At 62.6% G+C, this 24,916-nt stretch carries 28 protein-coding genes and 5 tRNA genes; 10 read left to right on the top strand and 23 right to left on the bottom strand.

The features are described from left to right. Nucleotides 1–189: 189 nt before the first annotated feature. From lpxM to EL255_RS09845, 3 genes are all read left to right on the top strand, one after another. Nucleotides 190–1,179, top strand: coding sequence for a lauroyl-Kdo(2)-lipid IV(A) myristoyltransferase (gene lpxM / locus EL255_RS09835; RefSeq protein WP_042653725.1), 990 nt, complete (start codon nucleotides 190–192; stop codon nucleotides 1,177–1,179). Between the two features lie 152 nt (nucleotides 1,180–1,331). Beyond that, nucleotides 1,332–2,327, top strand: coding sequence for an LpxL/LpxP family acyltransferase (locus tag EL255_RS09840; RefSeq protein ID WP_042653726.1), 996 nt, complete (start codon nucleotides 1,332–1,334; stop codon nucleotides 2,325–2,327). Nucleotides 2,328–2,535: 208 nt separating this feature from the next. Then, complete coding sequence (locus tag EL255_RS09845) at nucleotides 2,536–3,396, top strand: PA4780 family RIO1-like protein kinase (RefSeq protein WP_042653727.1); 861 nt, start codon at nucleotides 2,536–2,538, stop codon at nucleotides 3,394–3,396. Between the two features lie 164 nt (nucleotides 3,397–3,560). On the opposite strand, the gene EL255_RS09850 is transcribed toward EL255_RS09845, so the two are convergent. The 3 genes from EL255_RS09850 to EL255_RS09860 all read right to left on the bottom strand — a co-directional run bounded on the left by EL255_RS09850 (nucleotide 3,561) and on the right by EL255_RS09860 (nucleotide 5,774). Further along, nucleotides 3,561–3,869 (bottom strand): hypothetical protein, encoded by a 309-nt coding sequence (locus tag EL255_RS09850; protein WP_033131953.1) that lies wholly within the window; start codon nucleotides 3,867–3,869, stop codon nucleotides 3,561–3,563. A gap of 133 nt (nucleotides 3,870–4,002) precedes the next feature. After that, on the bottom strand, nucleotides 4,003–4,881 hold the full coding sequence (locus EL255_RS09855; RefSeq protein WP_042653728.1) for a pirin family protein: 879 nt from the start codon (nucleotides 4,879–4,881) through the stop codon (nucleotides 4,003–4,005). An 80-nt stretch (nucleotides 4,882–4,961) separates the two neighbouring features. After that, complete coding sequence (locus EL255_RS09860; protein ID WP_048823134.1) at nucleotides 4,962–5,774, bottom strand: hypothetical protein; 813 nt, start codon at nucleotides 5,772–5,774, stop codon at nucleotides 4,962–4,964. A 188-nt stretch (nucleotides 5,775–5,962) separates the two neighbouring features. Between EL255_RS09860 and EL255_RS09865 the strand changes: the two genes are divergently transcribed. Further along, entirely contained in the window at nucleotides 5,963–8,374 is a 2,412-nt protein-coding gene (locus EL255_RS09865; protein ID WP_042653729.1) for a DNA polymerase II, read from the top strand. 126 nt (nucleotides 8,375–8,500) lie between these two features. On the opposite strand, the gene EL255_RS09870 is transcribed toward EL255_RS09865, so the two are convergent. From EL255_RS09870 to EL255_RS09900, 7 genes are all read right to left on the bottom strand, one after another. After that, nucleotides 8,501–8,577 (bottom strand) — tRNA-Val (locus tag EL255_RS09870). 35 nt (nucleotides 8,578–8,612) lie between these two features. Continuing rightward, nucleotides 8,613–8,689: transfer RNA gene (locus EL255_RS09875), tRNA-Val, on the bottom strand. 64 nt (nucleotides 8,690–8,753) lie between these two features. Then, a tRNA-Val gene (locus EL255_RS09880) sits at nucleotides 8,754–8,830 on the bottom strand. Nucleotides 8,831–8,848: 18 nt separating this feature from the next. Next, nucleotides 8,849–8,925 (bottom strand) — tRNA-Val (locus EL255_RS09885). A gap of 13 nt (nucleotides 8,926–8,938) precedes the next feature. After that, nucleotides 8,939–9,015, bottom strand: a tRNA-Val gene (locus EL255_RS09890). Between the two features lie 183 nt (nucleotides 9,016–9,198). Continuing rightward, entirely contained in the window at nucleotides 9,199–10,578 is a 1,380-nt protein-coding gene (locus tag EL255_RS09895; RefSeq protein ID WP_042653730.1) for an MATE family efflux transporter, read from the bottom strand. A 152-nt stretch (nucleotides 10,579–10,730) separates the two neighbouring features. Further along, the gene (locus EL255_RS09900; RefSeq protein ID WP_042653731.1) at nucleotides 10,731–10,937 is read right to left on the bottom strand and encodes a YaeP family protein; all 207 of its coding nucleotides are present in this window, start codon (nucleotides 10,935–10,937) and stop codon (nucleotides 10,731–10,733) included. Nucleotides 10,938–11,074: 137 nt separating this feature from the next. Here EL255_RS09900 and EL255_RS09905 point away from each other — a divergent pair, with 137 nt between their 5' ends. Then, nucleotides 11,075–11,692: a riboflavin synthase gene (locus tag EL255_RS09905; RefSeq protein ID WP_042653732.1), complete on the top strand. Its 618-nt coding sequence runs from the start codon at nucleotides 11,075–11,077 to the stop codon at nucleotides 11,690–11,692. Nucleotides 11,693–12,340: 648 nt separating this feature from the next. Here the strand turns inward: EL255_RS09905 and EL255_RS09910 are convergent. The 4 genes from EL255_RS09910 to EL255_RS09925 form a co-directional block, all read right to left on the bottom strand. Next, nucleotides 12,341–12,544, bottom strand: a complete 204-nt coding sequence (locus EL255_RS09910) for a CPXCG motif-containing cysteine-rich protein (RefSeq protein WP_017412080.1) — start codon at nucleotides 12,542–12,544, stop codon at nucleotides 12,341–12,343. Between the two features lie 644 nt (nucleotides 12,545–13,188). Beyond that, entirely contained in the window at nucleotides 13,189–13,848 is a 660-nt protein-coding gene (gene hxpB, locus EL255_RS09915) for a hexitol phosphatase HxpB (RefSeq protein ID WP_042653736.1), read from the bottom strand. A gap of 105 nt (nucleotides 13,849–13,953) precedes the next feature. Further along, nucleotides 13,954–15,132 carry a formate-dependent phosphoribosylglycinamide formyltransferase gene (purT, locus tag EL255_RS09920; RefSeq protein ID WP_042653737.1) on the bottom strand — a complete coding sequence of 393 codons (1,179 nt, stop codon included), beginning with the start codon at nucleotides 15,130–15,132 and terminating at the stop codon, nucleotides 13,954–13,956. A 71-nt stretch (nucleotides 15,133–15,203) separates the two neighbouring features. Then, entirely contained in the window at nucleotides 15,204–16,094 is an 891-nt protein-coding gene (locus EL255_RS09925; RefSeq protein WP_042653772.1) for a DMT family transporter, read from the bottom strand. Nucleotides 16,095–16,319: 225 nt separating this feature from the next. On the opposite strand from EL255_RS09925, the gene EL255_RS09930 reads away from it, so the two are divergent. After that, nucleotides 16,320–16,907, top strand: a complete 588-nt coding sequence (locus EL255_RS09930; protein WP_042653738.1) for an FMN-dependent NADH-azoreductase — start codon at nucleotides 16,320–16,322, stop codon at nucleotides 16,905–16,907. 103 nt (nucleotides 16,908–17,010) lie between these two features. Here EL255_RS09930 and EL255_RS09935 read toward each other — a convergent pair whose 3' ends face one another. From EL255_RS09935 to EL255_RS09950, 4 genes are all read right to left on the bottom strand, one after another. After that, nucleotides 17,011–17,187, bottom strand: a complete 177-nt coding sequence (locus tag EL255_RS09935; protein ID WP_126623314.1) for a hypothetical protein — start codon at nucleotides 17,185–17,187, stop codon at nucleotides 17,011–17,013. A gap of 159 nt (nucleotides 17,188–17,346) precedes the next feature. Further along, nucleotides 17,347–17,535 (bottom strand): DUF4250 domain-containing protein, encoded by a 189-nt coding sequence (locus EL255_RS09940; RefSeq protein ID WP_042653739.1) that lies wholly within the window; start codon nucleotides 17,533–17,535, stop codon nucleotides 17,347–17,349. After that, nucleotides 17,532–18,002: a MarR family winged helix-turn-helix transcriptional regulator gene (locus EL255_RS09945; RefSeq protein ID WP_042653740.1), complete on the bottom strand. Its 471-nt coding sequence runs from the start codon at nucleotides 18,000–18,002 to the stop codon at nucleotides 17,532–17,534. The genes EL255_RS09940 and EL255_RS09945 overlap by 4 nt, the downstream gene beginning before the upstream one ends. 150 nt (nucleotides 18,003–18,152) lie before the next feature. Continuing rightward, entirely contained in the window at nucleotides 18,153–19,385 is a 1,233-nt protein-coding gene (locus EL255_RS09950; protein ID WP_042653741.1) for a UPF0149 family protein, read from the bottom strand. A gap of 271 nt (nucleotides 19,386–19,656) precedes the next feature. Between EL255_RS09950 and EL255_RS09955 the strand changes: the two genes are divergently transcribed. From EL255_RS09955 to EL255_RS09965, 3 genes are all read left to right on the top strand, one after another. Then, the gene (locus EL255_RS09955) at nucleotides 19,657–20,535 is read left to right on the top strand and encodes a CvfB family protein (RefSeq protein WP_042653742.1); all 879 of its coding nucleotides are present in this window, start codon (nucleotides 19,657–19,659) and stop codon (nucleotides 20,533–20,535) included. Further along, nucleotides 20,536–20,847 carry a DUF1289 domain-containing protein gene (locus EL255_RS09960; protein WP_042653743.1) on the top strand — a complete coding sequence of 104 codons (312 nt, stop codon included), beginning with the start codon at nucleotides 20,536–20,538 and terminating at the stop codon, nucleotides 20,845–20,847. Nucleotides 20,848–20,969: 122 nt separating this feature from the next. Next, on the top strand, nucleotides 20,970–21,932 hold the full coding sequence (locus EL255_RS09965; RefSeq protein ID WP_126623316.1) for an IS1595 family transposase: 963 nt from the start codon (nucleotides 20,970–20,972) through the stop codon (nucleotides 21,930–21,932). Between the two features lie 6 nt (nucleotides 21,933–21,938). Here EL255_RS09965 and EL255_RS09970 read toward each other — a convergent pair whose 3' ends face one another. After that, nucleotides 21,939–22,262, bottom strand: coding sequence for an HI1450 family dsDNA-mimic protein (locus tag EL255_RS09970; protein WP_042654857.1), 324 nt, complete (start codon nucleotides 22,260–22,262; stop codon nucleotides 21,939–21,941). A 158-nt stretch (nucleotides 22,263–22,420) separates the two neighbouring features. Here EL255_RS09970 and EL255_RS21685 point away from each other — a divergent pair, with 158 nt between their 5' ends. Beyond that, the gene (locus EL255_RS21685) at nucleotides 22,421–22,552 is read left to right on the top strand and encodes a hypothetical protein (RefSeq protein ID WP_256351777.1); all 132 of its coding nucleotides are present in this window, start codon (nucleotides 22,421–22,423) and stop codon (nucleotides 22,550–22,552) included. On the opposite strand, the gene mtgA is transcribed toward EL255_RS21685, so the two are convergent. From mtgA to minD, 4 genes are all read right to left on the bottom strand, one after another. After that, nucleotides 22,549–23,256, bottom strand: coding sequence for a monofunctional biosynthetic peptidoglycan transglycosylase (gene mtgA, locus EL255_RS09975; protein WP_126623490.1), 708 nt, complete (start codon nucleotides 23,254–23,256; stop codon nucleotides 22,549–22,551). The genes EL255_RS21685 and mtgA overlap by 4 nt on opposite strands. Before the next feature lie 53 nt (nucleotides 23,257–23,309). Next, the gene (locus EL255_RS09980) at nucleotides 23,310–23,636 is read right to left on the bottom strand and encodes an HI1450 family dsDNA-mimic protein (RefSeq protein WP_042654855.1); all 327 of its coding nucleotides are present in this window, start codon (nucleotides 23,634–23,636) and stop codon (nucleotides 23,310–23,312) included. Nucleotides 23,637–23,829: 193 nt separating this feature from the next. After that, nucleotides 23,830–24,096, bottom strand: coding sequence for a cell division topological specificity factor MinE (minE, locus tag EL255_RS09985; RefSeq protein ID WP_005311265.1), 267 nt, complete (start codon nucleotides 24,094–24,096; stop codon nucleotides 23,830–23,832). Between the two features lie 2 nt (nucleotides 24,097–24,098). Continuing rightward, nucleotides 24,099–24,911 carry a septum site-determining protein MinD gene (gene minD, locus EL255_RS09990; protein ID WP_042654854.1) on the bottom strand — a complete coding sequence of 271 codons (813 nt, stop codon included), beginning with the start codon at nucleotides 24,909–24,911 and terminating at the stop codon, nucleotides 24,099–24,101. Between the last annotated feature and the right edge of the window lie 5 nt (nucleotides 24,912–24,916).

The raw sequence follows: 24,916 nt of genomic DNA on the forward strand, positions 1-24,916 counted from the left end.
GTACATGGCCGGCTGAGTTGCTTTTCTGAGCGGGAGAGGTCCGCCCTCGGGGGAGGGGCGCCAGGCCCCTTGGCCAGAGGCGTGAGCGGGATCAGGAAGCCGATGATTCAGGTGACATTAAGATAGCTTTAACTGGTATTACCTGTCAGGATTGCCACAATTGCCCATTTTCATCATTCGATAGTATCCATGTCCTCCCAAGATCCCGTTTTTGACTCCTCTTTTCAGCCCCGTTTGCTGCATCCCCGTTACTGGCCGAGCTGGCTGGCCCTGGGTGCCCTCGGCGTGTTCGCCTTCGTGCCGCCGCGCTGGCGCGACAGGCTGGCCGACGCCCTGGCGCCGCTGGTGCTCAAGATCTCGAAGAAACAGGTCTATATCGCCAGGACCAACCTCGCCATCTGCTTCAAGGAGAAGAGCGAGGCCGAGCGGGACGCCATCCTGATGGCCTCCATCCGGGTTGGCCTCAAGAGCCTGCTTGGCTTCGGCGAGTTCACGGTGCGCAGCCCAAAATACCTGATGACGCGGATCCAGGTGAGCGGCTGGGAGTACATAGAGGCAGAGCAGGCCGCCGGCCGACCGGTGATCCTGGTGGTGCCCCACAGCTGGCCCATCGATGCGGCGGGTTACTACTTCTCCCAGCGTGGCGTGCCCATGTGCACCATGATGAAGAGCGCCCGCAACCCGGTGTTCGACTGGCACATCAACCGCGAGCGGGCCAAGAATGGCTGCCGCGTCTATGAGCGCAGCGCCGGCATCAAGCCGGTGATCAAGGCGGTCAAATCCGGCCTGAGTTTCTTCTACCTGCCGGATCAGGATCATGGCCGCGAGGCGAGCATCTTTGCCCCCTTCTTCGACTATCCCAAGGCGACCCTGCCGGCCCTGCCACGGCTGGTGAAGCTGACCGGCGCCAAGGCGGTGCCGGTACTGGCCTGCTATGACGAGGCGGCGCACTGCTACAAGCTGGAGATAGAGGCCCCCTTCGCCGACTACCCGAGCGAGGATCTGCTGGCCGACACCTGTCGCATGAACGATTGCGTCGAGCGGCAGCTGACCCGTCACCCCGGGCAGTACATGTGGTTCCTCAAGATCTTCGATACCCGCGAGGGACAGGAGGGGCCGGACGGCCTCTACGAAGAGGGGATCCGGCGCATTCGCCGTGGGCTCTCGCCCCATCCCTGAACCCCAGCTTAATGCGCAGTTGCGAATGGCCCCAAGTGGGCCATTATTTATTTCTAACTAGTCTGATCAGTGACTTGGCGGCGGCTCTGGGCGGCCTTGGAGTAGAAAAAAATGTCAGGATCACTAAAATAACCCTCTGTTTTGATGATTCGATGGCGACCATGTCCTCACAAGATCCGGTGTTCGACACCTCATTTCATCCGCGCCTGTTGCACCCGCGTCTGTGGGGAAGCTGGCTGGCACTCGGCCTGCTCTCCCTGTTGGCCTGGACACCGGCCCGCTGGCGGGACAGGTTGGCCGACGGGCTGGCGCCCGTGCTGCTGCGGTTTTCCAAGAAACAAGTCTATATCGCCGAGACCAACCTCAAGATCTGCTTCCCCGCACTGGATGCGGCCGGGCGCAAGCGGCTGTTGCTCAAGTCCATCCGGGTCGGCCTCAAGACTTTCATGGGCTTTGGCGAGCTCACCTGGCGCGGCAAGACCTTCCTCAAGAGTCGCATCAAGGTGCGTGGCTGGGAGCATATAGAGGCCGAGCTGACCGCCGGACGCCCCATGATCTTGGTGGTGCCCCACACCTGGGCGGTGGACATGATAGGTCGCTACCTGACCGATGAGGGGGTGCCGCTCTGCACCATGATGAAGAGCCCCAAGGATCTTGTGTTCGACTGGTATATCAACCGCGAGCGCAGCAAGGGCGGGCGGGTGTATGAGCGCAGCGTCGGCATCAAGCCCGCCATCAAGGCCCTGCGCGGGGGGGACAGCTTCTTCTACCTGCCGGATCAGGATCATGGCCGCGAGGCGAGCCTGTTCGTGCCCTTCTTCGGCCACCCCAAGGCCACCCTGCCGGCCCTGCCCAAGCTGGTGAAGCTGACCGGTGCCAGGGCGGTGCCCATCCTGGCCTGTTATGACGAGGATGAAGGCTGCTATCGGCTGGAGGTGGAGCCGCCCTTCGACCCTTATCCCACGGCGGATCTGGTGGCGGACGTCAATGCCATGAACCGTATGGTGGAGCAGCAGCTCAGCCGCTTCCCGGAGCAGTACATGTGGTTTCTCAAGATCTTCGAGACCCAGGAGCATCAGGAGGGGGAAGACGGCCTCTATGAAGAGGGGATCCGGCGCATCCGGCAGGGGCTGCCCCCCGAGCCCTGACCGGTGCGGCCCTCACAAAGGTGGCTTGGCGGGCATGATAGTGTCTCATTTGTCGCCATTTTCTGCGCCCTCCGGCCGGTCCGGACGGGAAGAGGCGGGGGATAGCGACGCCAGAGGGATATGGGATGGGAAAACGAGGCTGCGCCGGACTGTCTTGTCCTACGCAAACAAGGTGCAAACAAGGTGCAAATAAGGTAAAAGGGCGGTCATGAAAATTCCAAATCGAATCCAACCTCTGGTTGATGACGGCCTGGTCGACGATGTCATCAGCCGGCTGATGAGCGGCAAAGAAGCCGACGTCTATGTGGTGCGCTGCGGCGACGAGATCCGCTGCGCCAAAGTCTATAAAGAGGCGGCCAAACGCAGCTTCAAACAGGCCGTGGTGTATCAGGAAGGGCGCAAGGTGCGTAACAGCCGCAGCGCCCGTGCCATGGAGAAGGGCTCCAAGTACGGTCGCAAGCAGCACGAAGAGGTGTGGCAGAACACCGAGGTGGACGCCCTGTTCAAGCTGGCCGCCGCCGGCGTGCGGGTGCCCAAGCCCTATGTCTGCCTCGATGGCGTGCTCCTGATGGAGCTGATCACCGACGAGGAGGGCAATGTGGCGCCCCGCCTCAACGACGTGGCGCTCAGCCCCGAGCAGGCGCTGGCCGATCACGCCAAGGTGATCCGTTACGTGGTGCGCATGCTCTGCGCCGGCCTCATCCACGGGGATCTCTCCGAGTTCAACGTGCTGGTGGATAGCAAGGGCCCCGTCATCATCGATCTGCCCCAGGTGGTGGACGCCGCCGCCAACAACCAGGCCAAGGCGATGCTGGAGCGGGATGTCAACAACATGCGCAACTACTACGGCATGTATGCGCCCGAGCTGCTCCAGACCCGTTATGCCAAGGAGATGTGGGCGCTGTTTGAAGATGGCAAGCTCAGCCCGGAGAGCGAGCTGACCGGTCTGTTCGAGGAGAGCACCGAGGCCATCGATCTCAGTGCCGTGCTGCACGAGATCGAGAGTGCGGAGGAGGAGGCGATGGAACGCCGTGCCCGCATGAATGCCGAGCAGGAAGAGGAGTTCTGATGCGAACTTGAGGTGCTCCCTCTGCCTACACCCCCTGTGTTGGGGTGCCGGTCTTTAGCAGGCTGGTTGTGGAAGGGTACTGCAATAATGATGAGGGGCAATGTGCCCCTCTTCGTTTAAACGGCGGACCCAGCCGGGAGCCTGAGCCCACTGAACAAGTCGGGTCAGCAAGCCAGCCGATTGGCGCGGCGCGCAACCACAAACACCAGCGTACACAAGACGATCGGCACCAGAAAATCCAGAACACTCCCCAGTTCCCAGACTCTGGGATCGAATCCGCCCCACCAGGGCATGTTGGCCCTCCGCCCCTGGCCGAACAGAGCTATCCACCTGTATTCCGCCTGTGTCTGCTCCCGTGCCACAAACCATATGCACCCAATGAGGCCGCCATATCCCCAGTGCCCCAGACGATATCCGATCAGAGCCTGTATCGAGACCGCTGCGCTGGCGTGATAGAAGGGAGATAAATCCATAAGCAATCCTTGGTACTCACCGAGAGAGCCCGCCACCTGCTTTGTGTAAACGGCCTGTGCCAATGCGGGTAAGCGGGTCTGCGGGCAGCTTTTTGTAGATATATGCCGTTACGACATGCCTGCCTCGCCGGGATCAGAGCCCGGCAAGGGGCGGGGCGATGAGACGGGGGCCGGGGTAACCTGTCACCTCACCGAAGCGCGGATGACCGCTCTCCCAATCCAGGGCGGCGCTGCGGATCTCCTCCCTGTCGAAACTCACGAAGTTCCACCAGATCTGCAGCGGCTGGGTCAGGGGCTCGCCGCCGATCAGCAGCAACCGGGCGCCGGCCGCCAGCTCGACCTCCAGGCTCTGCGTACCCGGCAGCAGGTAGATGAGCTGCTCGGGGGCGAGGGGCTCCCCGGCGATGCTGACCTGACCCTGCAGGGCGAACAGGCCGTGCTCGAACGCGGGATCGAGCGCCAGCCGCAGGCGCTGCGCCTGGCGACTGTGCAGGTCCAGCCCCAGGATGGGGGAGAAGCAGAGGGTAGGCGCGCTGCGGGCCTGATAGTCACCGATCAGCAGGGTGAAGCGGGTCTCGCCCTCCTGCCAGCTGGGCAGCTCGGGGTAGTGATCGAAGCGGGGACGGGTATCCTTGTCCGCCTCGGGCAGGGCGATCCAGAGTTGGGCGGCATGCAGATCGGGGTGGCCCGCCACCGACTCCTCGGTGTGCACTATGCCGTGACCGGCGGTCATCAGATTGACCTGCCCCGGGCGGATAAGTTGCTCGTGCCCCAGGCTGTCGCGGTGCAAGATCTCCCCAGTCAGCATCCAGGTGAAGGTCTGCAGACCGATGTGAGGGTGGGGTCCCACGTCCAGGCCCGCATCCCCGGGGGCAAAGCGGGTCGGCCCTATGTGGTCGAGAAAACACCAGGGGCCTATGGTGCGCCGCTCCTTGACCGGGATGGCGCGGGCCACCGGGATGCCGCCCACGTCGGTGAGGCGGGAGGCAATGCGTTGCCACTGTTGTTCCATGTCATGCTCCTTGCTGGGCGGTGTTCCTGCTGCATCAGGATAGTGTATCCCTCACGCTCGCCGAGAGGGATGGGTCAGGGCTAGCGGCGGCGACCTCCACCTCCGAAGCTGCGCATGGGGGTGAAACTCGGCCTTATCGCCGGTCTGACGGTGGGTATGCGCACCGGGGTGACCATGGAGCGGGGAAGGTGCGGTCTGGCATCCACCCTGGACGGGGTCCCGGGGGTCAAGATGCCGTTATTTGTCTTGGGCAGGGTGGAGGGCGTCAGTGCACCATTATTGACCCTGGGCGGGGTGGAGGGCAGCAGGCCGCCGTCGACCTTGGGCTGTGCCCCGGGTGTCAGCAAGCCATTATCGACCTTGGGCTGTGTCCTGGGTGTCAGCAAGCCGTTGTCGACCTTGGGCCGCGGCGTTGGCGCCAGCATGCCGTTCTCCCCCCTGGGGAAGGTGCCGGCTCTATAGTCCAGTGGCGAGCGGGGGCCTTTGTCGGGGTTGCTCAGGCTCGGTCTGTTCTGGCGGTTGTCACGCAGGGCCTGTTTCTGCTCCGGCGTCATGGCATTCCAGCGCATCGCCAGCTCCCCCCGCAGCGCGGTCAGATCCGGCTGGCCATTGTTGTCCTGCCAATCCTGGTACTTGTCCTTGATCTCCTGCTGGCGCTCTTCATCGAGCCCGCTCCACCATTTCTTGATCAGTTCGTCGAAATCCCCCTCGTTATCACAGCACCAGGGGTATTGGTCATCCCAGTAATGGTAGTAATCGTCATACCACCAAGGATAGGAGCCATAGTAGCTGCCATAGGAAACACCGACGCCAGCAGTGCCGACCGTTGACGAGGTCGTCGAGCAGCCTGCGAGGCCGAGGGCCAGCAGGGGGACAAACAGGGCGATACGCATGGGGACTCCGCAACCTTGAAATGACGCAATGAACTGATGATAAAGTAAATATGCACTAATCCCGGCCCCGATGGCAGGCCCTTGCCGGATAAAACGGCCGCCTCCTCCCTTCGCCACCTCGCGATAATTGCGGCCTGGCACTGTATGAACGTACAATAGTGCCATTCCAGAACCAATCCCTAGCCTGCATGACTGCGACTCAGACCCTAGCCCCCCTCAGCCCACCCGTAGATGGCTTCATCCTGACCCGCCATGGGCGGGATGTGCGCGGCCGCACCGAAATCGTGATGTGGCTGTGGAGCGAGCAGGGGCCGGTGCGACTGGTGGTGCCGGGGCAGGAGCCGGTGTTCTTCCTGCCGGAGCGCCACATGGAGGAGGCGGCCCTGCTGTTCAAGGGATCCGGCGTGCGGGGCCGGTTTCGCCGGCTGCCCATGCACACCTTCGACGGCAGCAAGGTGGTGGGGTGCTATTTTTCCACCCTGAGTGCCTTCCACCGCGCCATCGAGCTGCTGCTGATCCGGGGGCTCGAGCACTTCGAGGCGGATATCCGGCTGCCGGAGCGCTTCCTGATGGAGCGTTTCATCACCGCCGGGGTGCGCTTCGGCGGCAAGACGACGCGCAAGGGGGGCAAGCAGGGTTACTGGGAGGTGAGCGAGGCGCGCTGCGCGCCCCAGGCGGTGACGCCGGCGCTCTCCTGGGTGTCGCTGGACGTGGAGTGCGCCATGGACGGGGCCCTGTTCTCGGTGGGGCTCTACAGCGAACGGGACGCCAGGGTCATCCTGATCGGGGAGCCCGAAGCCGGCTCGGATGAGTGGGAGACTTGCATCGAGTGGGTGGCGGACGAAAATGCCCTGCTCGGGGCGTTGGAGCGCTGGTTCAGTCAGCACGATCCGGATCTGGTGATCGGCTGGAACGTGGTGAACTTCGACTTTCGTCTGCTGCTGCGCCGGGCCGAGCTCAACGGGCGGCGACTGCGGCTGGGGCGGGGGCGCGAACTCTGCTTCTGGCGCTCGTCGCGCAACGATCCCCAGACCGGCAACGTCATCATCCCGGGCCGCATGGTGCTGGATGGCATCGACACCCTGAAGAGCGCCACCTGGCAGTTTCCCAGCTTCAGCCTGGATGCGGTGGCGAGCGAGCTGCTCGGCCGCGGCAAGGACATCGAGGATGTGGCGAACCGGGGGGAGAAGATCACCGAGCTGTTCCACTCCGACAAGGAGGCGCTGGCCCGCTACAACCTGGAGGACTGCAAGCTGGTGTGGGAGATCTTCGATCACTGCCACCTCATTGCCTTCGCCATCGAGCGTGCCTCCCTCACCGGGCTGGAGCTGGACAGGATCGGCGGTTCGGTGGCGGCCTTCACCAATCTCTACCTGCCGAGGCTCCACCGCGGTGGCTACGTGGCGCCCAATCTACCTGCCGATGGCGGCCTGGCGAGCCCGGGCGGCTATGTGATGGACTCCAAACCCGGCCTCTATCACCATGTGCTGGTGCTCGACTTCAAGAGCCTCTATCCCAGCATCATCCGCACCTTCTGCATCGATCCCATGGGGTTGGTGGAGGGGTTGCAGCAGCCCGCTACCGCCATCCCCGGCTTTCGCGGCGCGCTCTTCTCCCGCACCCGCCACTTTTTGCCGGATCTCATCGCCACCCTGTGGGCGGCGCGGGACAGGGCCAAGGCGGCCAGCAACAAGGCGCTCTCCCAGGCCATCAAGATCATCATGAACTCCTTCTACGGGGTGCTGGGCTCGGGGGGCTGCCGATTCTACGATCCCCGCCTGGCCTCCTCCATCACCCTGCGCGGCCACGGCATCATGCAGCAGACCCGGGAGTGGATCGAGGCGCAGGGCTATCAGGTGATCTATGGCGACACCGACTCGACTTTCGTCCACCTCAACCGGGCGGTCAGCCCGCAAGAGGCGGACGAGATCGGCCGCAAGCTGGCCAGCATGATCAACGAGAACTGGATAAGTCTGATCAAGCGCGAGTTCGACTTGCCCTGCTATCTCGAGATCGAATACGAGACCCACTACCGCCGCTTCCTGATGCCCACCATCCGCGGGCTGGAGAAGGGTAGCAAGAAGCGATACGCCGGGCTGGTTGGCAAACAGGGGGAGGGAGAGGGGGAGCATCTGGTGTTCAAGGGGCTGGAATCGGTGCGCACCGACTGGACCGCGCTGGCCAAGCAGTTCCAGACCCGGCTCTTCGATCTGGTGTTTCACGATGCCGATCCCAGCGGCTATGTGCGCACCATGGTGGACGAGACCCGGGCCGGTCAGCACGACGAACTGCTGGTCTATCGCAAGCGGCTGCGCCAGAAGCTCGAGGAGTATCAGAAGAACGTGCCGCCCCACGTGCGGGCCGCGCGGCTGGCGGATGAGGAGAACCTGCGCCGCGGCCGGCCCCAGCGTTACCAGCACAGGGGCACCATCGCCTATCTGATGACCCTCAATGGACCCGAGCCGCTGGAGTACAGACGCAGCGCCATCGACTACGAGCACTACATCGACAAGCAGCTGCGGCCCATCGCCGACGCCATCCTGCCCTTCATCGGCGAGTCGTTCGATCGGATCTGCGGCCAGCAGCTGGATCTCTTCTAGCGCACTCGTCGCTCCTGGAGCAGGGTGGCAGCAACAGGCGGGCCGACCCTGGTGGCCAGACGCCGACGAGAAGGTGTGATGGGGTAGAATGCAAAAAGCCCGCTCGATGAGCGGGCTTTGCTAATTTGGTGCGTCCTAGTGGATTCGAACCACCGACCCCCACCATGTCAAGGTGATGCTCTAACCAGCTGAGCTAAGGACGCAGGGTGCGCGATGCGGCTTTTTCGTTTGCGAGGAGTGGTGGGTTTAATTGGATTCGAACCAACGACCCCTACCATGTCAAGGTAGTGCTCTAACCAACTGAGCTATAAACCCACATCAGGCAAACCTGTCTATTCACATGAGGTTGAACCGAAAGGGGAGTCAACTCACGGGAATATGGTGCGTCCTAGTGGATTCGAACCACCGACCCCCACCATGTCAAGGTGATGCTCTAACCAGCTGAGCTAAGGACGCATATTCAATGTGCTGTGATGGTGCGTCCTAGTGGATTCGAACCACCGACCCCCACCATGTCAAGGTGGTGCTCTAACCAGCTGAGCTAAGGACGCATCACAGAAAAAGTGGTGGGTTTAATTGGATTCGAACCAACGACCCCTACCATGTCAAGGTAGTGCTCTAACCAACTGAGCTATAAACCCACTGTATGAATCGAGCCGCAGGCCCGCTTCACCACGCCAGCATTGCTGGCGTGGTCGGCATACTACCCATGCCCCCCAAGGCTGTCAACAAGGGACATGCACAAAGGAGACTGTTTGCCCAGTTCTTGCGCAGCCTGTTGATTTTGCAGGCGAGCAGCTCACGGGAGCGGGTCCGGACGTCCGTCACTGGGCCTGGGAAAGGGTGGTGCAGGCCTCGGGACTCGCGAAGCGGCCATAGATGAGTCGCAGCCGGGTGCCCAGCATCAGGGCCGCGCCGGTCAGGCCGACGATGAAGCCTATCCAGAAGCCCTGCGGCCCCATGCGTGGCACCACCCAGTCGGTCAGCCCCAGCATCATGCCGGTCGGCAGCCCCAGTCCCCAGTAGGCGACTATGGTGACGTAGAAGATCGCCTTGGTGTCCTTGTAGCCACGCAGGGCCGCGGCCGCGACCACCTGCACCGAGTCGGACACCTGATAGATGGCGGCGAAGAACAGCAGGGTGGCGGCCAGCGTGATCACCTGGATGTCATCGGTATAGATACCCGCGATATGCTCGCGCAGCAGCACCGTCAGGGCGGCGGTGCCGGCGGCGACCGCCATGCCCAGCATCAGGCCGGTACGGGCGGCGACCCGGGCGTGGGCTGGCTGGCCTTCCCCTATGCTGTGGCCGACCCGGATGGTGACGCCGACGCCAATCGACAGCGGCAGCATAAACACCAGGCTGGAGAAGTTCAGGGCGATCTGGTGGCTCGCCACCGTCTCCGCCCCGAACGGTGCCAGCATCAGGGCCACCACGGTGAACAGGGTCACCTCGCAGAAGATCGCCATGGCGATGGGGAAGCCGAGCCGGAACAGGCGCCAGATCCGGCTGCCGTTGGGGCGCGCGAGCTGGGCGAACAGGTTGATGGTCTTGAAGTGAGGGGAGAGCTTCACGTAGAGGATCATCGCCAGCAGCATGGCCCAGAGCACGATGGCGGTGGCCACCCCACATCCGACCCCGCCGAGCTTGGGCATGCCGAAGTGGCCGTGGATGAAGATGTAGTTGGCGGGGATGTTGACCGCCAGCCCGACGAAGCCTATCACCATGGTGGGCATGGTGTGGGAGAGCCCCTCGCTGAAGTTGCGCAGCACCTGGAACAGCACGAAGGCGGGCAGGCCCCACAGGATGGCGTGCAGGAAGCCCGTGGTCTTGGCGGCCATGACCGGATCCACGTCCATCATATGCAGCGCCAGCGGGCTGAAGTAGAGCGCCAGCATGGCGAAGGGGATCACCATCAGCGCCAGCCAGAAGCCCTGGTGCACGGCCGGGCGTACCTCGTCCCGTTTGCGGGCCCCGTTGAGCTGGGAGACGATGGGGGTGAGCGCCATGATGATGCCTTGCGTCAGCAGGATGATCGGCAACCAGAAGCTGGAGGCGACCGACACCGCCGCGAGATCCACGGCACTGACCTGTCCCGCCATCACGGTATCGACGAAGCTCATGGCGATCTGAGCCACCTGGGCCACCAGAATGGGGCTGGCTAGGCGAACGAGCTGCTTCGCCTCGGTCCAATAACGTTGCACTGACACCTCCGAGTGGATCAGATAAAAGAGAAAAGAACGGGTAAATGAGAAGAGCTTTTGTCTCCTCACCGGGAGGAGACAAAATGCGGGGGTGTCATTCTAGCCTGAAAATCAGCCAACGTGAAACGGTTGGCGGGCCCTGCGTGGGGGGATCAGGCGTCTTCGTGATCGCTGATCAGCAGGTTGGCGGCGGCGTAGGCGGCCTGCTGGCGTAGCTCGGCGGGGACCCGCTCGTCGCTGGCCACGGCGTCGAGTGCCCGGATGCTGGCGGCGATGGCCTGCGGCACATAGCCCTGCTCACCGGACCCAATCTGGTTATAGGCGATGCGAATGGCCTCACAACATTGATATACCTGCATTATTTCATCCTCAATCGACAGAGTGCATAGTTCGCCACTATAGCGATCGGACCGGTGCTTGTCAGCCGGCGCGCTTGTCTGAGCCGGTGGACGGGGTTAACCTGCCAGCGATTTTTTGTCATAGCAGGAGACGAGACATGTTCACCGGCATAGTACAGGGGACCGCCGAACTGGTGGCCATAGAGGCGCTGCCCAACTTTCGCACCCACGTGATCCGCATGCCGAACCCGGCCTGGGGAGAGGGGCTGGCGCTCGGCGCCTCGGTGGCCCACAACGGTTGTTGCCTGACGGTCACCCGCATCGAGGGGGAGCTGGTCAGCTTCGATCTGATGCAGGAGACCCTGGCGGTCACCAACCTCGGCAGCCTGCAGCTGGGGGACAAGGTGAACCTGGAGCGGGCCGCCCGTTTTGGCGACGAGATCGGCGGTCACGCCATGTCTGGCCACATCATGGGCACGGCGGAGGTGAGCGCCGTCATCGACACTCCCAACAACCGCCAGGTCTGGTATCGCCTCGCCCCCGAGCTGATGAAATACGTGTTGACCAAGGGCTACATCGGCATCGACGGCATCAGCCTGACGGTGGGCGAGGTGCGGGGGGCTGAGTTCTGCGTCAACCTGATCCCCGAGACCCTGGCTCGCACCAATCTGGGCTGGGTCAAGGCGGGTTGGCGCACCAACATCGAGATCGATCCCCAGACCCAGGCCATCGTCGATACGGTGGAACGGGTGCTGGCGGCGCGCCAGCCGGCCTGATCCGCCGGAGTTCACGCCTCAACTTCAAAATGGCCCGCATCATGCGGGCCCTGTTCGATCCCGTGAACGGAAGACGAGACGACGCACCAGTCACGGCAGAACGTTCTGCCGTAATGGGTCCGTTCCCCGCGACTCAGCAATGGCACTGCCAAAAAAAGAAGCCCATCGAGCTGACGGGCTTAAAGGAATGAACAGAAGAACCATGTGGCGAGGATGAACGCCATCCCCAGTGTGGCTGTTAAACCCCTGGCCTGCTTGGCCTGACGGACCCTGAGCGTCAGACTCTGGCCGATGGAGGAAACCGGGCCTACACTTCATATGTCTGGCACATCCATGAGCCGACAACCATCACATAAGCGACAAGGCCCCTTGGCGAACTTCAGGATGATTTGAGGTTCTCCGAGGGGCTTTTTTCTATGGGGGAATTGGTTGAGCAGGGACATGTGAGGGGAGGTGGGCATGGTCTCGACGGCATGGCGCCGCTGCCGTCACTCATTGTCTGCGAAGTACCAGCCACAGGACAGGGTGAGCCTGCTGCGACCAGGCTGTGATACGCCCCCCGCAGGCTGTCTGCCATGGGGCGAGCGCCATCATCATGATCGCGTTGACACTGGCCGCCTGATTTAGGCCAGGCCATCGAAAGCGCAATCAGAACATCTGCTCGTCGTCCGCATCCACAAACAGCTGCAGGCAGTCGCGCGCCTCATCCAGGTGCAGACGCAGGTGGATGGGGTTGCAACAGGCCATGCAATCCTCGTAGAACTCCTGATCCCCCTGGCTGGCATCCAGCTCGACCCGGGTGTGATGGCCGCAGTGGGGGCAGACGATGCGCTTGCTGGTGTACTCGATCATGGTGACCTCCTCGGGCCGAACTGGCCGCCTCTCTCCTGATTCTAGTCGGCGAGAGGCGGCGCAACCGCGAGCAGGCGCACGTTTACGGCAGCCCCTGCCGGGCCTGGTCGTGAGGAGGTCGACGTCACTAGGCCTAGCTGGCCAGCTAGGCGGCATCCAGCTCGGCCAGGGTGCGCAGCTGGTGATCGGCGATGGCGGGACGGGGATCCCCCACCAGCGCCGGGCTCATGGAAACGATCAGCACCTCAAGCCATTCACGCTATCCAGTTGGCCAAGGTGGCGGCATCCAGCTCGGCCAGCGATCGCAGCTGGTGATCGGCGATGGTGGGACGGGGATCCCCCACCAGCGCCGGGCTCATGGAAACGATCAGCACCTCAAGCCATTCACGCTATCCAGTTGGCCAAGGTGGCGGCATCCAGTTCGGCCAGCGATCGCAGCTGATGATCGGCGATGGCGAGACGGGGATCTCCCACCAGTGCCGGGCTCATGGAAACGATCAGCACCTCAAGCCATTCACGCTATCCAGTTGGCCAAGGTGGCGGCATCCAGCTCGGCCAGCGATCGCAGCTGGTGATCGGCGATGGCGAGACGGGGATCTCCCACCAGTGCCGGGCTCATGGAAACGATCAGCACCTCAAGCCATTCACGCTATCCAGTTGGCCAAGGTGGCGGCATCCAGCTCGGCCAGCGATCGCAGCTGGTGATCGGCGATGGCGAGACGGGGATCTCCCACCAGTGCCGGGTCCGGTACGATCAGCGCCTGCATGGAGGCCGCCTTGGCCGCCAGCAGACCGGTGAAGCTGTCCTCGATGGCGAGGCAATGCACCGGCAGGACCCCGAGCTTCTCGGCCGCATGGATGTAGACATCCGGGTGGGGCTTGCCGAAGCGCTCCACCTCGGCGGAGTGGACCGCGAGGAAGCGATCCTTGATGCCGAGCTTGCCGAGCACCGCCTCCACCATGTTGAAGGGGGAGGAGGTGGCCAGTCCTATCTTGAGCCCCTGCGCCTCGATCAGGGTCAGTGCCGCCAGCACCCCCTCCTTGGCCTCGCCCTCCTGCAAGATGAGTGCGATGACCCGATCCAGGATGCGCTGCACCACCTCCTCCTGGCTGGGGCCGCTCCAGGGGCGCAGCCGATACCAGTGCGCCACCAGCTGATCGATGCGTACCCCTATGGTGGAGTGGCAATCCTCTTCCGTGTGGGGGTGGCCCAGTTCGGAGAACACGGCCATCTGGGCCCGTTGCCAAAAGGGTTCAGAATCGATCAGAACACCATCCATATCGAAGATCACGGCAGCTAACATCATCTACTCCTGACTAAATTGAACTCTGGATTATAAGCCGGCCGCAGAAATGCAAAAGGGGCATTTCGATGCCCCTTGCGCCCGATCATGCCGGCGTGGCTTTCCCTAGAAGATCACCTCGACCCTGGCGGCGACGGCCTTGGCCCGCTCGACCGCCTCGTCACAGTGCTGACCACGGGCCAGTGCCACCCCGAGCCGGCGGCGACCGGCGATCTCGGGCTTGCCGAACAGTCGCAGCTGGGCACCCGGCACCAGAGACAGCGCCTCGCCAATCCCCTGATAGCGAAGGTCCTGGCTGTGGCCCTCCCGCAGCACCACGGCGGAGGCGCTCGGCCCGAACGGTGTGATGGTGCCGATGGGCAAGCCCAGGATGGCGCGCACGTGCAGGGCAAACTCGGAGAGATCCTGGGAGATCAGGGTCACCATGCCGGTGTCGTGGGGGCGAGGGGAGACCTCGCTGAACCAGACGTTTTCCCCCTGGACGAACAGCTCGACCCCGAACAGGCCGTAGCCGCCGAGCGCCTCGACCACCTTGGCTGCGACCTCTTTGGATCGGGCCAGCGCCAGCTCGCTCATCTGCTGGGGCTGCCAGGACTCGCGGTAGTCGCCATCCTCCTGGCGGTGGCCGATGGGATCGCAGAAGTGGATGCCATCCACGGCGCGGATCGTGAGCAGGGTGATCTCGTAGTCAAAGGGCACAAAGCCCTCGACGATCACCTTGCCACGGCCGGCGCGGCCACCCTCCTGGGCATAGGTCCAGCTCTCGCCGAGCTTGGCGAGGTCGCGCAGCAGGCTCTGGCCCTTGCCGGACGAACTCATCACGGGTTTCACCACGCAAGGCAGGCCGATGGCCTGGACCGCGGCGACAAACTCCTCCTGGCTCTGGGCGAATCGATAGGAGGAGGTGGGCAGACCCAGCTCCTCGGCGGCGAGGCGGCGGATCCCCTCCCGGTTCATGGTGAGCTGGGTGGCACGGGCGTTGGGCACGACCCTGACCCCTTCCTGCTCAAGCTGTGCCAGGGTATCGGTGGCGATGGCTTCAATCTCGGGGATGATGAGATCGGGTTTGACCTCGGCCACCAGGGCGCGCAGGGCGTCGCCATCGAGCATGTCCAGCACATGGGAGGCGTGGGCCACCTGCATGGCGGGGGCGTGGGGGTAGCGGTCGGCGGCGATCACCTCGATCCCGAACCGTTGCAGCTCGATGGCCACTTCCTTGCCGAGTTCCCCTGAGCCAAGCAGCAGGGCGCGGGTGGCGCCGGGGCGGGTAGCGGTTCCAAACATGTGATCTCTCCTGAAGTCGATGTGGTTGATGGCCAAGAGTTAGACAAAAAAAGAGGCACGCATGGCGTACCTCAGGAAACGGATCTGTGGGCACGCTGCTCCAGATGGGTCAGCAGCGTGATGGCGCCAATGATGATGGCGGCGCCCAGCCACAATCGGCCGGGGGGCGCCCAGCCAAACACCAGCCAGCCTGCCAGCACGTTCATCGGCAATTTGGCAAAGTCGAACGGCTGCACGAAGGAGGCCTCGGCCACGCTGTAGGCGCGGGCGATGGACATCTGGGCCAGCGCCGAGAGTACGCCGGAGGCCGCCACCAGCAGCCACTGGGTTTCGCTCGGCCACTGCCATTCCGGCAGGGCCAGCATGGCGTTGAACGGGGTGCTGAAGATGAGCAGGTAGACCACTATGGTGTGGGACGACTCGCTCGCCGCCTGGTAGCGCACCAGCAGGGAGTAGCCGGCCCAGAACAGCGCGGCCGCCACCGGCAGCAAGGAGGCCCAGCTGAAGTCGTCGGTCCAGGGAGCCAGGATCAGCATGGCGCCGACAAAGCCCGCCAGGGTGGCCAGGATGCGCGCCCGGCTCACCTGCTCCTTGAGCAGCAGGGCAGACCCCAGGGTGGCAAACAGCGGGGAGGTCATCAGGAGCGCTATGCCCTGCCAGATGGGCACGGGCACCGCCAGCGCCCAGAGCCAGAACTGGATACCGACGACGGCGAGCAGGACGCGCAGCAGGTGCAACCGCAGCTGGTTGGTCATCAGGGATTGGCGCAGGCCATGGCGGATCAGCCAGGGCAGCAGACAGATCAGGGCAACCAGGTACTGATGAAAGGCGACCTGGGTCGAGGGGAGGCCGAGCTTGAAGCTGACATACTGGCTCAGGCTGTTGACGGCGGCGAAGCAGAGACCTGCCACCATCATCCAGATTGCGCCGGCAAAGGGGGAGTGCCTGCGGGAGGGTTCCATGGGATCCGGGTCGCTGAAAAAAGTGCGGCAAATCATAACGGCAATCGTTTGTTCTGCCAAGGGTGGGGCGCGAGGTCATCGCCCCCTTGGCGATGAAATGAACAATCGTCAAAAATTTTGAATAACTTGAGCATCTATTTTCGCTATCAGGCTTGTAGCTCAATGTTTATAGTGACCTCCATCGACAGTCGTACTGTCCAACTGACAACCAAATGGAGCGTTACCATGGCCAATATCCTCGTACTCAAGTCCAGCATCCTGGGTCAATACTCTCAGTCCAACGCCCTGATCGACGGCTTCCTTGCCGATCACCAGGATGACAGCGTCACCGTACGTGACCTGGCCACCCTCAATCTGCCGGTGCTGGATGGCGAGCTGGCCCTGGGTCTGCGTGGTGGTGAGAACCTGAGCGAGCGTCAGCTGGCCGTGCTGGCACAGTCCGATGAGCTGGTTGCCGAGTTGAAGGCGAGCGATCTGGTGGTGATTGCCGCCCCCATGTACAACTTCAACATCCCGACCCAACTGAAGAACTGGATTGACCTGGTGGCCCGTGCCGGCGTGACCTTCCGCTACACCGAGACCGGCCCGGTCGGCCTGGTGGAAAACACCCGCGCCCTGGTGATCAGCCCCCGTGGCGGCATGCACGTCGGCAGCGCCACCGATCTGGTGACCCCTTACATGCGCACCGTGCTCGGCTTCATCGGCATCAACGAGGTAGACTTCATCTACGCCGAAGGCATGGGCATGGGCCCGGACGCTCAGGCCAAGGGCCTGGAGCAGGCGAAAGAGCAGCTGGAAACTCTGGCGATCTGATAAGACTCTTCGGTGTGTCACACACCGGATGCCGCTAAACAACAACGCAGCCTGATGGCTGCGTTGTTGTTTCTGGAAGGCGAAGAAGAAGAATGTAGAGGGCTCAATCCCAGATGAAGCGGCGACAGCCGCTGCCGACCATCAGGCACACCGCCACCAGTGAGCCCAGCAACAGGCAGCTGAGCCACTGCTCGGCACTCTCGGGCAGATGAGGGGAGAAGAGGCTGATCATGAAGATGGCGCTGAGGATGATCAGGCTGGTCTGTCGGGTCAGGATCATAGTGTCGTCCTTGGCTATGAGGTCTCAGGTAAGGCTAGTCCCCCTGTATGACAACCTGATGTATCCGTACCTCAGGTTTTGGTCGATGCGGGGTTGCTCTCACCTTAGCAGCTTTTGCCGCCAGAGCCAGCCCCCTGCGACAGCTTGTGATCCGGATCCCTATCTGAACTGCTTCTGATCCGGCCGATAGTGAAAATCGGCGCTGGCGAGGCGGGCGATCAGCGCCGCCTGATCGAGATCCTGCGCCTTGCAGAGATCGTCAAGATCATCGTAACGATCACGCAGCTGCATGTTGACCAAGCTCAGCAGCATGTTGACGTCCATGGTGGTGAAGTTGTTCAGATTCATGGCTGTTGCTCATTGTCCAGCAGGTGCAGTTGTTCGATGGCATCGCTGACACTCTGCAGATGCAGTCGAATGGTCTGGCGCGCCTCGCTCGGCAGATAGTCGGTGAGGGTGTGTTGCCAGCTGCCCGCTTCGGTCTTGAGCTGCTGGAACAGCGTGAGCCCCGCCGGGGTGAAGGAGACCAGACTGATCCGCTTGTCCTGGGGGCTGCTCTCGGTGAACAGTATCCCTTTCTCCACCAGGCGGTGGATCTCGCGGGAGATCCGCACCTTGTCCATCCCGCTCGCCTCCACCAGCTCCTTCTGGCTGATGGGGTAGTTGGGACCGAGCACCATCATCAGGCGCCATTGGGGCACCGTCAGCTGGTAACGTTGTTGGTAAAACTGTTCAAAGGTGTCGCGCACCATCTCAGCGGCATGCACCAGCTGATAAGGGGGGTAGTGTGCGAGCAGCTCTATGATCTTTGACATATGACATCCTGCTGTGACGGCTGCATCGGGTGCAGTTTCTCTTGATACTTTGACCTTGATGATACGTAACACAAGGACATTTGTCTGAACAAGTACCAGAGAAATGTGCGGTCGCGCACGTGTTCTGTTTCACCCGGGTCTGTTCGAGGCTTAGTTTGCCTTGGTGACGGCGTGTTTACGTAACCAGATCAAGGCATTGTGGTCGAGCCAGGCCTCGCGACTCTGCAGCGTATAGAGCGCCGCCTCATCGCGACTGCCCGCCTGCCAGTGGCTGGGCTCCTGCCTTGGCAGCTTGCGCTGACCCAGCAGACAGGCCGGCACATGGGGGTTGGCCGCGAGGGCGGCGACCAGATGGGGACGGGCCGCCTCGCTTCCCTCGCAGACAAACACCATCAGCGCCCGGTTGTAGAGCAGCCAGCTGGAGGCCTCATCGAAGCGCAGCAGCAGGGCGCGCAGGGCGGCCCAATCCCCCAGCCTGGCATAGAGGCTGGAGAGGGGATGACGACAGCCCGGCTCATCGGCCTGGCACAGGCGCAGCAGGGCCAGGTACTGCTCCCTTGCTTGCGCCAGCTGCCCCAGTCGCAGCAGGCAGTCGGCCCGACCGGCCCTGGCCGCCAGCAGGGGACGCGCCTCCGCTGCGCCCCAGCCATGGCCCTCATGCTGCTGCCAGAAGGCCTCATCGAGCAGCGGGGCGGCATCGTCAATCACCTTGTCAAACCAGCCGAGGCGATCCTGGGGGTCGCGGCAGGCATCGGCCAACTCGAACCACTGCTGCCATTGCTGACTCTGCTCGGTGTTGAGCGCTTCCTGGGCGGGTGGTGTCGCCTCATCTTCATCCAACTGCAGCAACCGGTTGAGGGCCGTCTTCATCTGCTGGCGCTGGCGCTTGCAAAACGCCATGAAAGGCAGCTCGCTGGCCGCGGCCTGATGCAGCATCCGGGCCATGGGCCTGTCACGAAACAGGCAGAGCTCGGCGGCGAGGCTGAAACGCTGCTGGGTGACGGGATCGTTCAGATCCTGAGGGGGGGGCCAGCGGGTGACGCCCTGGCTGAAGCCGTAACTCCACTGGCCGAGGGGGTGGCTCTGCGCGAACACCTGCTCCGGCGTCTCATTGGAGAGGCGGCATTGGCTTGGCAGCGCGAGCTGGGCGGCGTCGGCCTGGGCCTCCAGCTCGCCGATGAGGTGCCGTAGCGCCGCCGCACTCTCCTCATCCAGCTCGACTTCATGGGACAACAGACCGGTCAGCGGTGCCTGCCAGTCGGGGGCCTGCGGCCCCGCCAGACGGGCACAGAGAAAGCCGTGCAGGGCCGGGTAGCTCATGTCCTGTCCGCTGTGGTGCTGGATCCATTGATTGAGATGACGGGTTCGAGTGGCTGGATTCATCGACGCTTCCTCTGGATTTAACGGCGGCGCAGTCTACCCAAAAATGGGGTCAAATGCAGCAAATCGGCAGCCGAATGCCGATAATATCGCCAACCGGGGGCCGGTTTGACGCGAAAAACGTGCGCGGGATCGGGCAAGGGGCTAGGTCCTGTCACGGCTCTGAGGTAACATGCGCGCCTGCATGAGAAATGAAGCTGGCTGTCATCGTCCACGGGATGACAGGGGCAATGCGCATCTATTTACGGGCACGAAATGCGGGCCCATCCGGATATTGAAAGAAGAGATCACCATGTTACAGATTGGCAAGATGAACACCCTCACCGTCGTTGAACTCGAAGATCGTGGCGCCTGGCTCGCCGCGGGCGAATATGGCGAACTGCTGCTGCCCAAGCGCCAGTTGCCGGAGGGCGTTGCCGAGGAGGGCGAGGTGTCCGTGTTCCTCTATCTGGACGCCGATTGCGAGCCGGTGATCACCACCGACAAGCCGTTTGCCATGGTGGGCGACATCGTCGGCCTCAAGGTGGTCAACGCCAACAAGATCGGTGCCTTCCTCGACTGGGGCATGAAGAAGGATCTGTTCGTGCCAAGCCGCGAGCAGAACAAGCCGATGCAGGTGGGTCACGTCTATCTGGTGCACCTGATGCTGGACAACGAGGGGCGCATGGTGGGCACCAGCCGCCTCGAGCGCTTCCTCAGCACCGATCTGCCTCCCTTCAAGGCCGGTGACGAGGTGACCGCCCTGCCGGGCGAGCATACCCCCCTCGGCATCAAGGCGATCGTCAACGGCCAGTATTCCGGCATGCTGTTCAAGAATGAGGTGTTCGGCCGGCTGATGACGGGCCGGCCGCTGACGGCCTGGGTCAAACAGGTGCGTGAGGATGGCAAGCTGGACCTGACCCTGCAAAAGCCGGGGCTGGATCGGATGGATGATGCCGGTGGCCGTATCCTCACCCGTCTGCAGAAGCAGGGTGGCAGCCTGGCGGTGGGGGACAAGAGCGAACCCGAGCTCATCTACAAGATGTTCAACATGAGCAAGGGCACCTTCAAGAAGGCCATCGGCGGCCTCTACAAGCAGGGCAAGATCGTTATCGAAGACAACTGCATTACGCTAGTCGCGGCAGAGACCACATCGGCGCCGGACGGCGAATAAGTGCCGAGTCCCTGCATCGGCCACTGCCAGGCCAAGGACGGGCTCTGCCTCGGTTGCGGCCGCACCCTGACCGAGATCGGCCACTGGTCAGCCATGGACGGCGACGCCCAGCTGGCGCGCATGGCCGAGCTGGATGGCACCCGCAGCACCCATCGCTGTCCGGGCTGCGGTGAACCGGCCTTCTGCGCCGTGTCAGCCGGCGAGAGCATCTCGGCGTGCTGGTGCAGCCAGTTGCCCGCCTTGCCCATGAGCGAGGCGAGCGCCTGCTGGTGCCGCCGCTGTCTGGCCAAGGCGATCACCGCGCGGCCATGAACGGGGATGTCTAACATCAGAAACGAGAAAGGCGCCTATATGGCGCCTTTCTTATGGCGCTGTCCCAATTACATGTTGAAAGGCTAACCTTGAAGTAGGTCATCACCCTGAGGGCCGTCGTCATGGATACCCAAGCCTTTCAACACCTGCTGTCTCTCTTCCCACAGCTCACTTTGCGCCAGCGCCGTCTCGCAGAGCAGGAACTCACAATCCCCCATCTCATCACCTCGCTTGCCGCTCAACTCCCTGCTTGCCGATGTTGCCCCCACTGTCAGGCCGAGGCCGCGCAATTGGCCCCCTGGGGTTGGAGCCGAGGACTGCGCCGTTATCGCTGCAAGCAGTGTCAGCGCACCAGTTCCGTCCTGACCAAGACGCCCATGACCAGACTGCGCAAGGCCCAATGCTGGGAGGACTACGCCCAGGCACTCATCGACGGGCTTACCGTCCGACAAGCCGCCCTCCGCTGCGGGGTCTGCAAAAACACCGCCTTCTTGTGGCGTCACCGTTTCCTGAAAGCCATGGCAACCCATCAGGCGGTACGGGAAGAGGGTATCGTCGAGGTCGATGAAACCTTCTTCCTGGAATCGTTCAAGGGGCAACGTGGATTACCCCGTCCGGCCCGCCGCCGTGGTGGCAAAGGCCGCACTCGTGGCACAGGGCCGGATTACATCCCAGTGATGGTGGTGCAGGACAGAGCTGGCCATCTGGCCGACTTCCAGCTGGAGCGGCTGGATGCCAGGACCGTCAGGACGGTGCTGCAGCCGCTAGTCGCGCCGGATGCGGTGCTCTGCAGCGATGGTGCTGGGGTGTATGCCAGTTTCAGCAAGTCGCAGGGCATGACCCACCAAGTGGTGCACAACCGTGCGGGAGGGCGAGTGGTGGGGGCGTATCACATCCAGCATGTGAATGGTTACCACCGGCGGTTGAAGGAGTGGATGGAACTGTTCCATGGGGTAGCGACCCACTATCTGAGGAATTATCTGGGCTGGCGTAGGATGCTGGAACGTTATGGGCAGGAAGTGGATGTTCCACATTGCTTGCATGAGGCGCTGGGGCGCCCCATGCAACACGTAATTGGGACATAGCCTTTCTTATGCCTGCTGCTGACGGTGCCAGCGAACATACACCTCGTGCTCGGTCTGACTGCGGGGTAACAGGAAGGTGGCGTAGATCACCTCAAACTCCTCCTGATGATCCAGCAAGCCGACCCACACCTCGGCCCAGCGCTCCATGTCGACCGGCACGCCGAGTTCGGCCGACCAGTCGGCATTGGGCAGGGTCGCCTCGACGGCGCCACGCTGCTCGAACTCGAGGGTGATGTCGACGATTTGTTCGGGGGCCAGCATGTCTGCGGCCTGCTCGAGAAACTGATCATAGGCCCATTCGACCAGCTGATCCGGGGTACGCTGTTCCATGAAATCACTCCAGATACATCCAGGTTCGCCACTGTAGCAATTATTGTGCAGGGCGGCCAGAGTGGGGCTGCAACGAGTCGGCCCTACCCAAGGGGGGCGTCAGGGCATAAGGTTAACAGACCTGTCTTCATCCGGTGGCAGGACGAGGCGTGGGCAGCATGAAACGACGACAGCACAGGCGGCAGATCAAGCGGCGGCGAGAGACCTGGTGGTGGCACTATCTGCCGCTGCATCGGGAGACGATCGGCGGCCACCTGGGGCCGGCGGCCGAGCGTGCAGACAAACCCTAGCCGGCCTCGTGCACCTTGTTCAGGGTGACCTGGCCGAGTTGCCCCATCTGTCGACGGATCCAGGCCGAGCGCTGCTGGACATAGGGGGAGGGGGGCTTGACTCTGTAGCGCCAGGGGTTGGGCAGGGCGGCCGCCAGCAGGGAGGCCTCGTAGCGGGTCAGGCGTGCGGCCGGCTTGCCAAAGTAGTGTTGGGCGGCGGCCTCGGCACCATAGATGCCGGGCCCGAACTCCACTATGTTCAGGTACATCTCGAGGATGCGGGACTTGTCCCAGCCCAGCTCCATCAGCAGGGTAAACCAGGCCTCTATCCCCTTGCGCAGGAAGCTGCGATCGCTCCACATGAAGAGATTCTTCGCCGTCTGCTGGCTCAGGGTGCTGGCGCCACGCACCCGCTCGCTGCGCTGGTTGTGCTTGAGCGCCGAGCTGATGGCATTCATGTCGAAACCGTTGTGCTCGGCGAAGCGCTGATCCTCGGCGGCGATCACCGCCAGCTGCAGCTCCTTCGAGATCCGCTCGAGTGGCACCCAGTCGTGTCTGACCTCGGCCACCTTGGCGGGCGGGAACAGGGCCCGCTCGATGCGCCAGGTCCACATGGGGGGATCGATGAAGCGCAGCAGTGCCACCGAGACGATGGAGAACAGCAGGGCTCCCAGCAGCAGCCTGCCGAGCCAGCTCAGCAGGCGGCGCATCAGCGCCGGCCGCACGGGGTCAGGCTCCGACTCCCAGGCATAGTGGCCAGGATCATCGGGGTCGGGAATTATTGGGGCAGCCATTCGATGTGGCAGAACTTCTCGTCGACGCGGCGGGAGAGCAGCATGCGGGCGAACAGGTGCTCATACTCTTGCTCGTCGTTGCCAAGCCCGATCCAGATCTCGGCGTACTCGGCATCGCTCACGGCAAAGCCCACGTCCGCTTCCCAGTCATCGGCCGGATCGCTCTCGGCCAGCAGGCCGCGGCTGTTGAATTCCTGGTTGAAGCGGGCGATCTCCTGCTCCGGCAGGTTGTCGGAGGCCAGCTCCATGAAGAGTTCGAGGGCGGTATCGAGCAGTTCCTCGACGCTGTGCATTTCGTCGTTCAAAGACATATGTCATCTGTTCCAGATAATAAAAATAAGAAGCCCCGTCGTGAGCGAACGGTGGCGCGCGGTATTCTAGCTGGCCTCTGCGCCCTTGGCGAGATGCAGCGTCACGCCGGGACTCTTGAGGGCAATAAAAAACCGGATCCTGCTACAGGATCCGGTCTTCATTGAGGGAAGGGGTCACGCATGGGGCGTCAGCTCATCCCTTTTTGTCATCGGCGAAGGTGATGTTGAGCTCCAGTACCGACAGCTCGTCACTCTTCTTATCGAGCTGGACGGTGATCTTGTCCGGATCGATCTGCACATATTTGCGGATCACGTCGAGGAGGTCCTGCTTGAGCTGGGGCAGGTAATCCGGCCCCCCTCTGGATGAACGCTCGTGCGCGACTATGATCTGCAACCGCTCTTTGGCCAGTTGTGCGGTGTTTTGTTTCTTGTTGGAACGAAAATAATCCAATAATGACATGTTTAACTCCCGAACAGTCGGCTAAAGAAGCCCTTCTTTTCTTCTTCCAGAAAACGAAAATCCTTGGTGTCGCCCAGCAAACGCGAGACGGCATCTTCATAGGCCTGACCGGCATCGGACTCTTTGTCCAGAATGACCGGCTCCCCCGAGTTGGAGGCGCGCAGCACCGCCTGGGACTCCGGGATCACCCCGAGCAGTTTGATGGCCAGGATATCCTGCACATCCTGCACGCTCAGCATGTCGCCGCGGTTGACGCGGGTCGGGCAGTAGCGGGTCAGCAGCAGGTGCTCCTTGATCGGGTCTTCACCGCGCTCGGCACGGCGGGACTTGGAGGCCAGGATGCCGAGGATGCGATCCGAGTCACGCACGGAAGAGACTTCCGGGTTGGTGGTGACGATGGCCTCGTCGGCGAAGTAGAGCGCCATCAGCGCGCCCGACTCTATGCCGGCCGGGGAGTCGCAGACGATGTAGTCGAACTTCATCTCCGCCAGCTGATCCAGGATCTTCTCGACCCCTTCGCGGGTCAGCGCGTCCTTGTCCCGGGTCTGGGAGGCGGGCAGGATGAACAGATTTTCGCAGCGTTTGTCTTTGATGAGCGCCTGGTTGAGATTGGCTTCACCATTGATCACATTGACGAAGTCATACACCACGCGCCGCTCGCAGCCCATGATGAGATCCAGATTTCTAAGGCCAATGTCAAAATCGATGACCACTGTCTTGTGGCCACGCTGAGCCAAACCGGTGCTCAGGGCCGCGCTGGTTGTGGTCTTGCCAACGCCACCTTTGCCCGATGTAACGACTATGATTCGCGCCATTCTCG

It is taken from the genome of Aeromonas encheleia, assembly GCF_900637545.1.
GTDB classification, from domain to species: domain Bacteria; phylum Pseudomonadota; class Gammaproteobacteria; order Enterobacterales; family Aeromonadaceae; genus Aeromonas; species Aeromonas encheleia.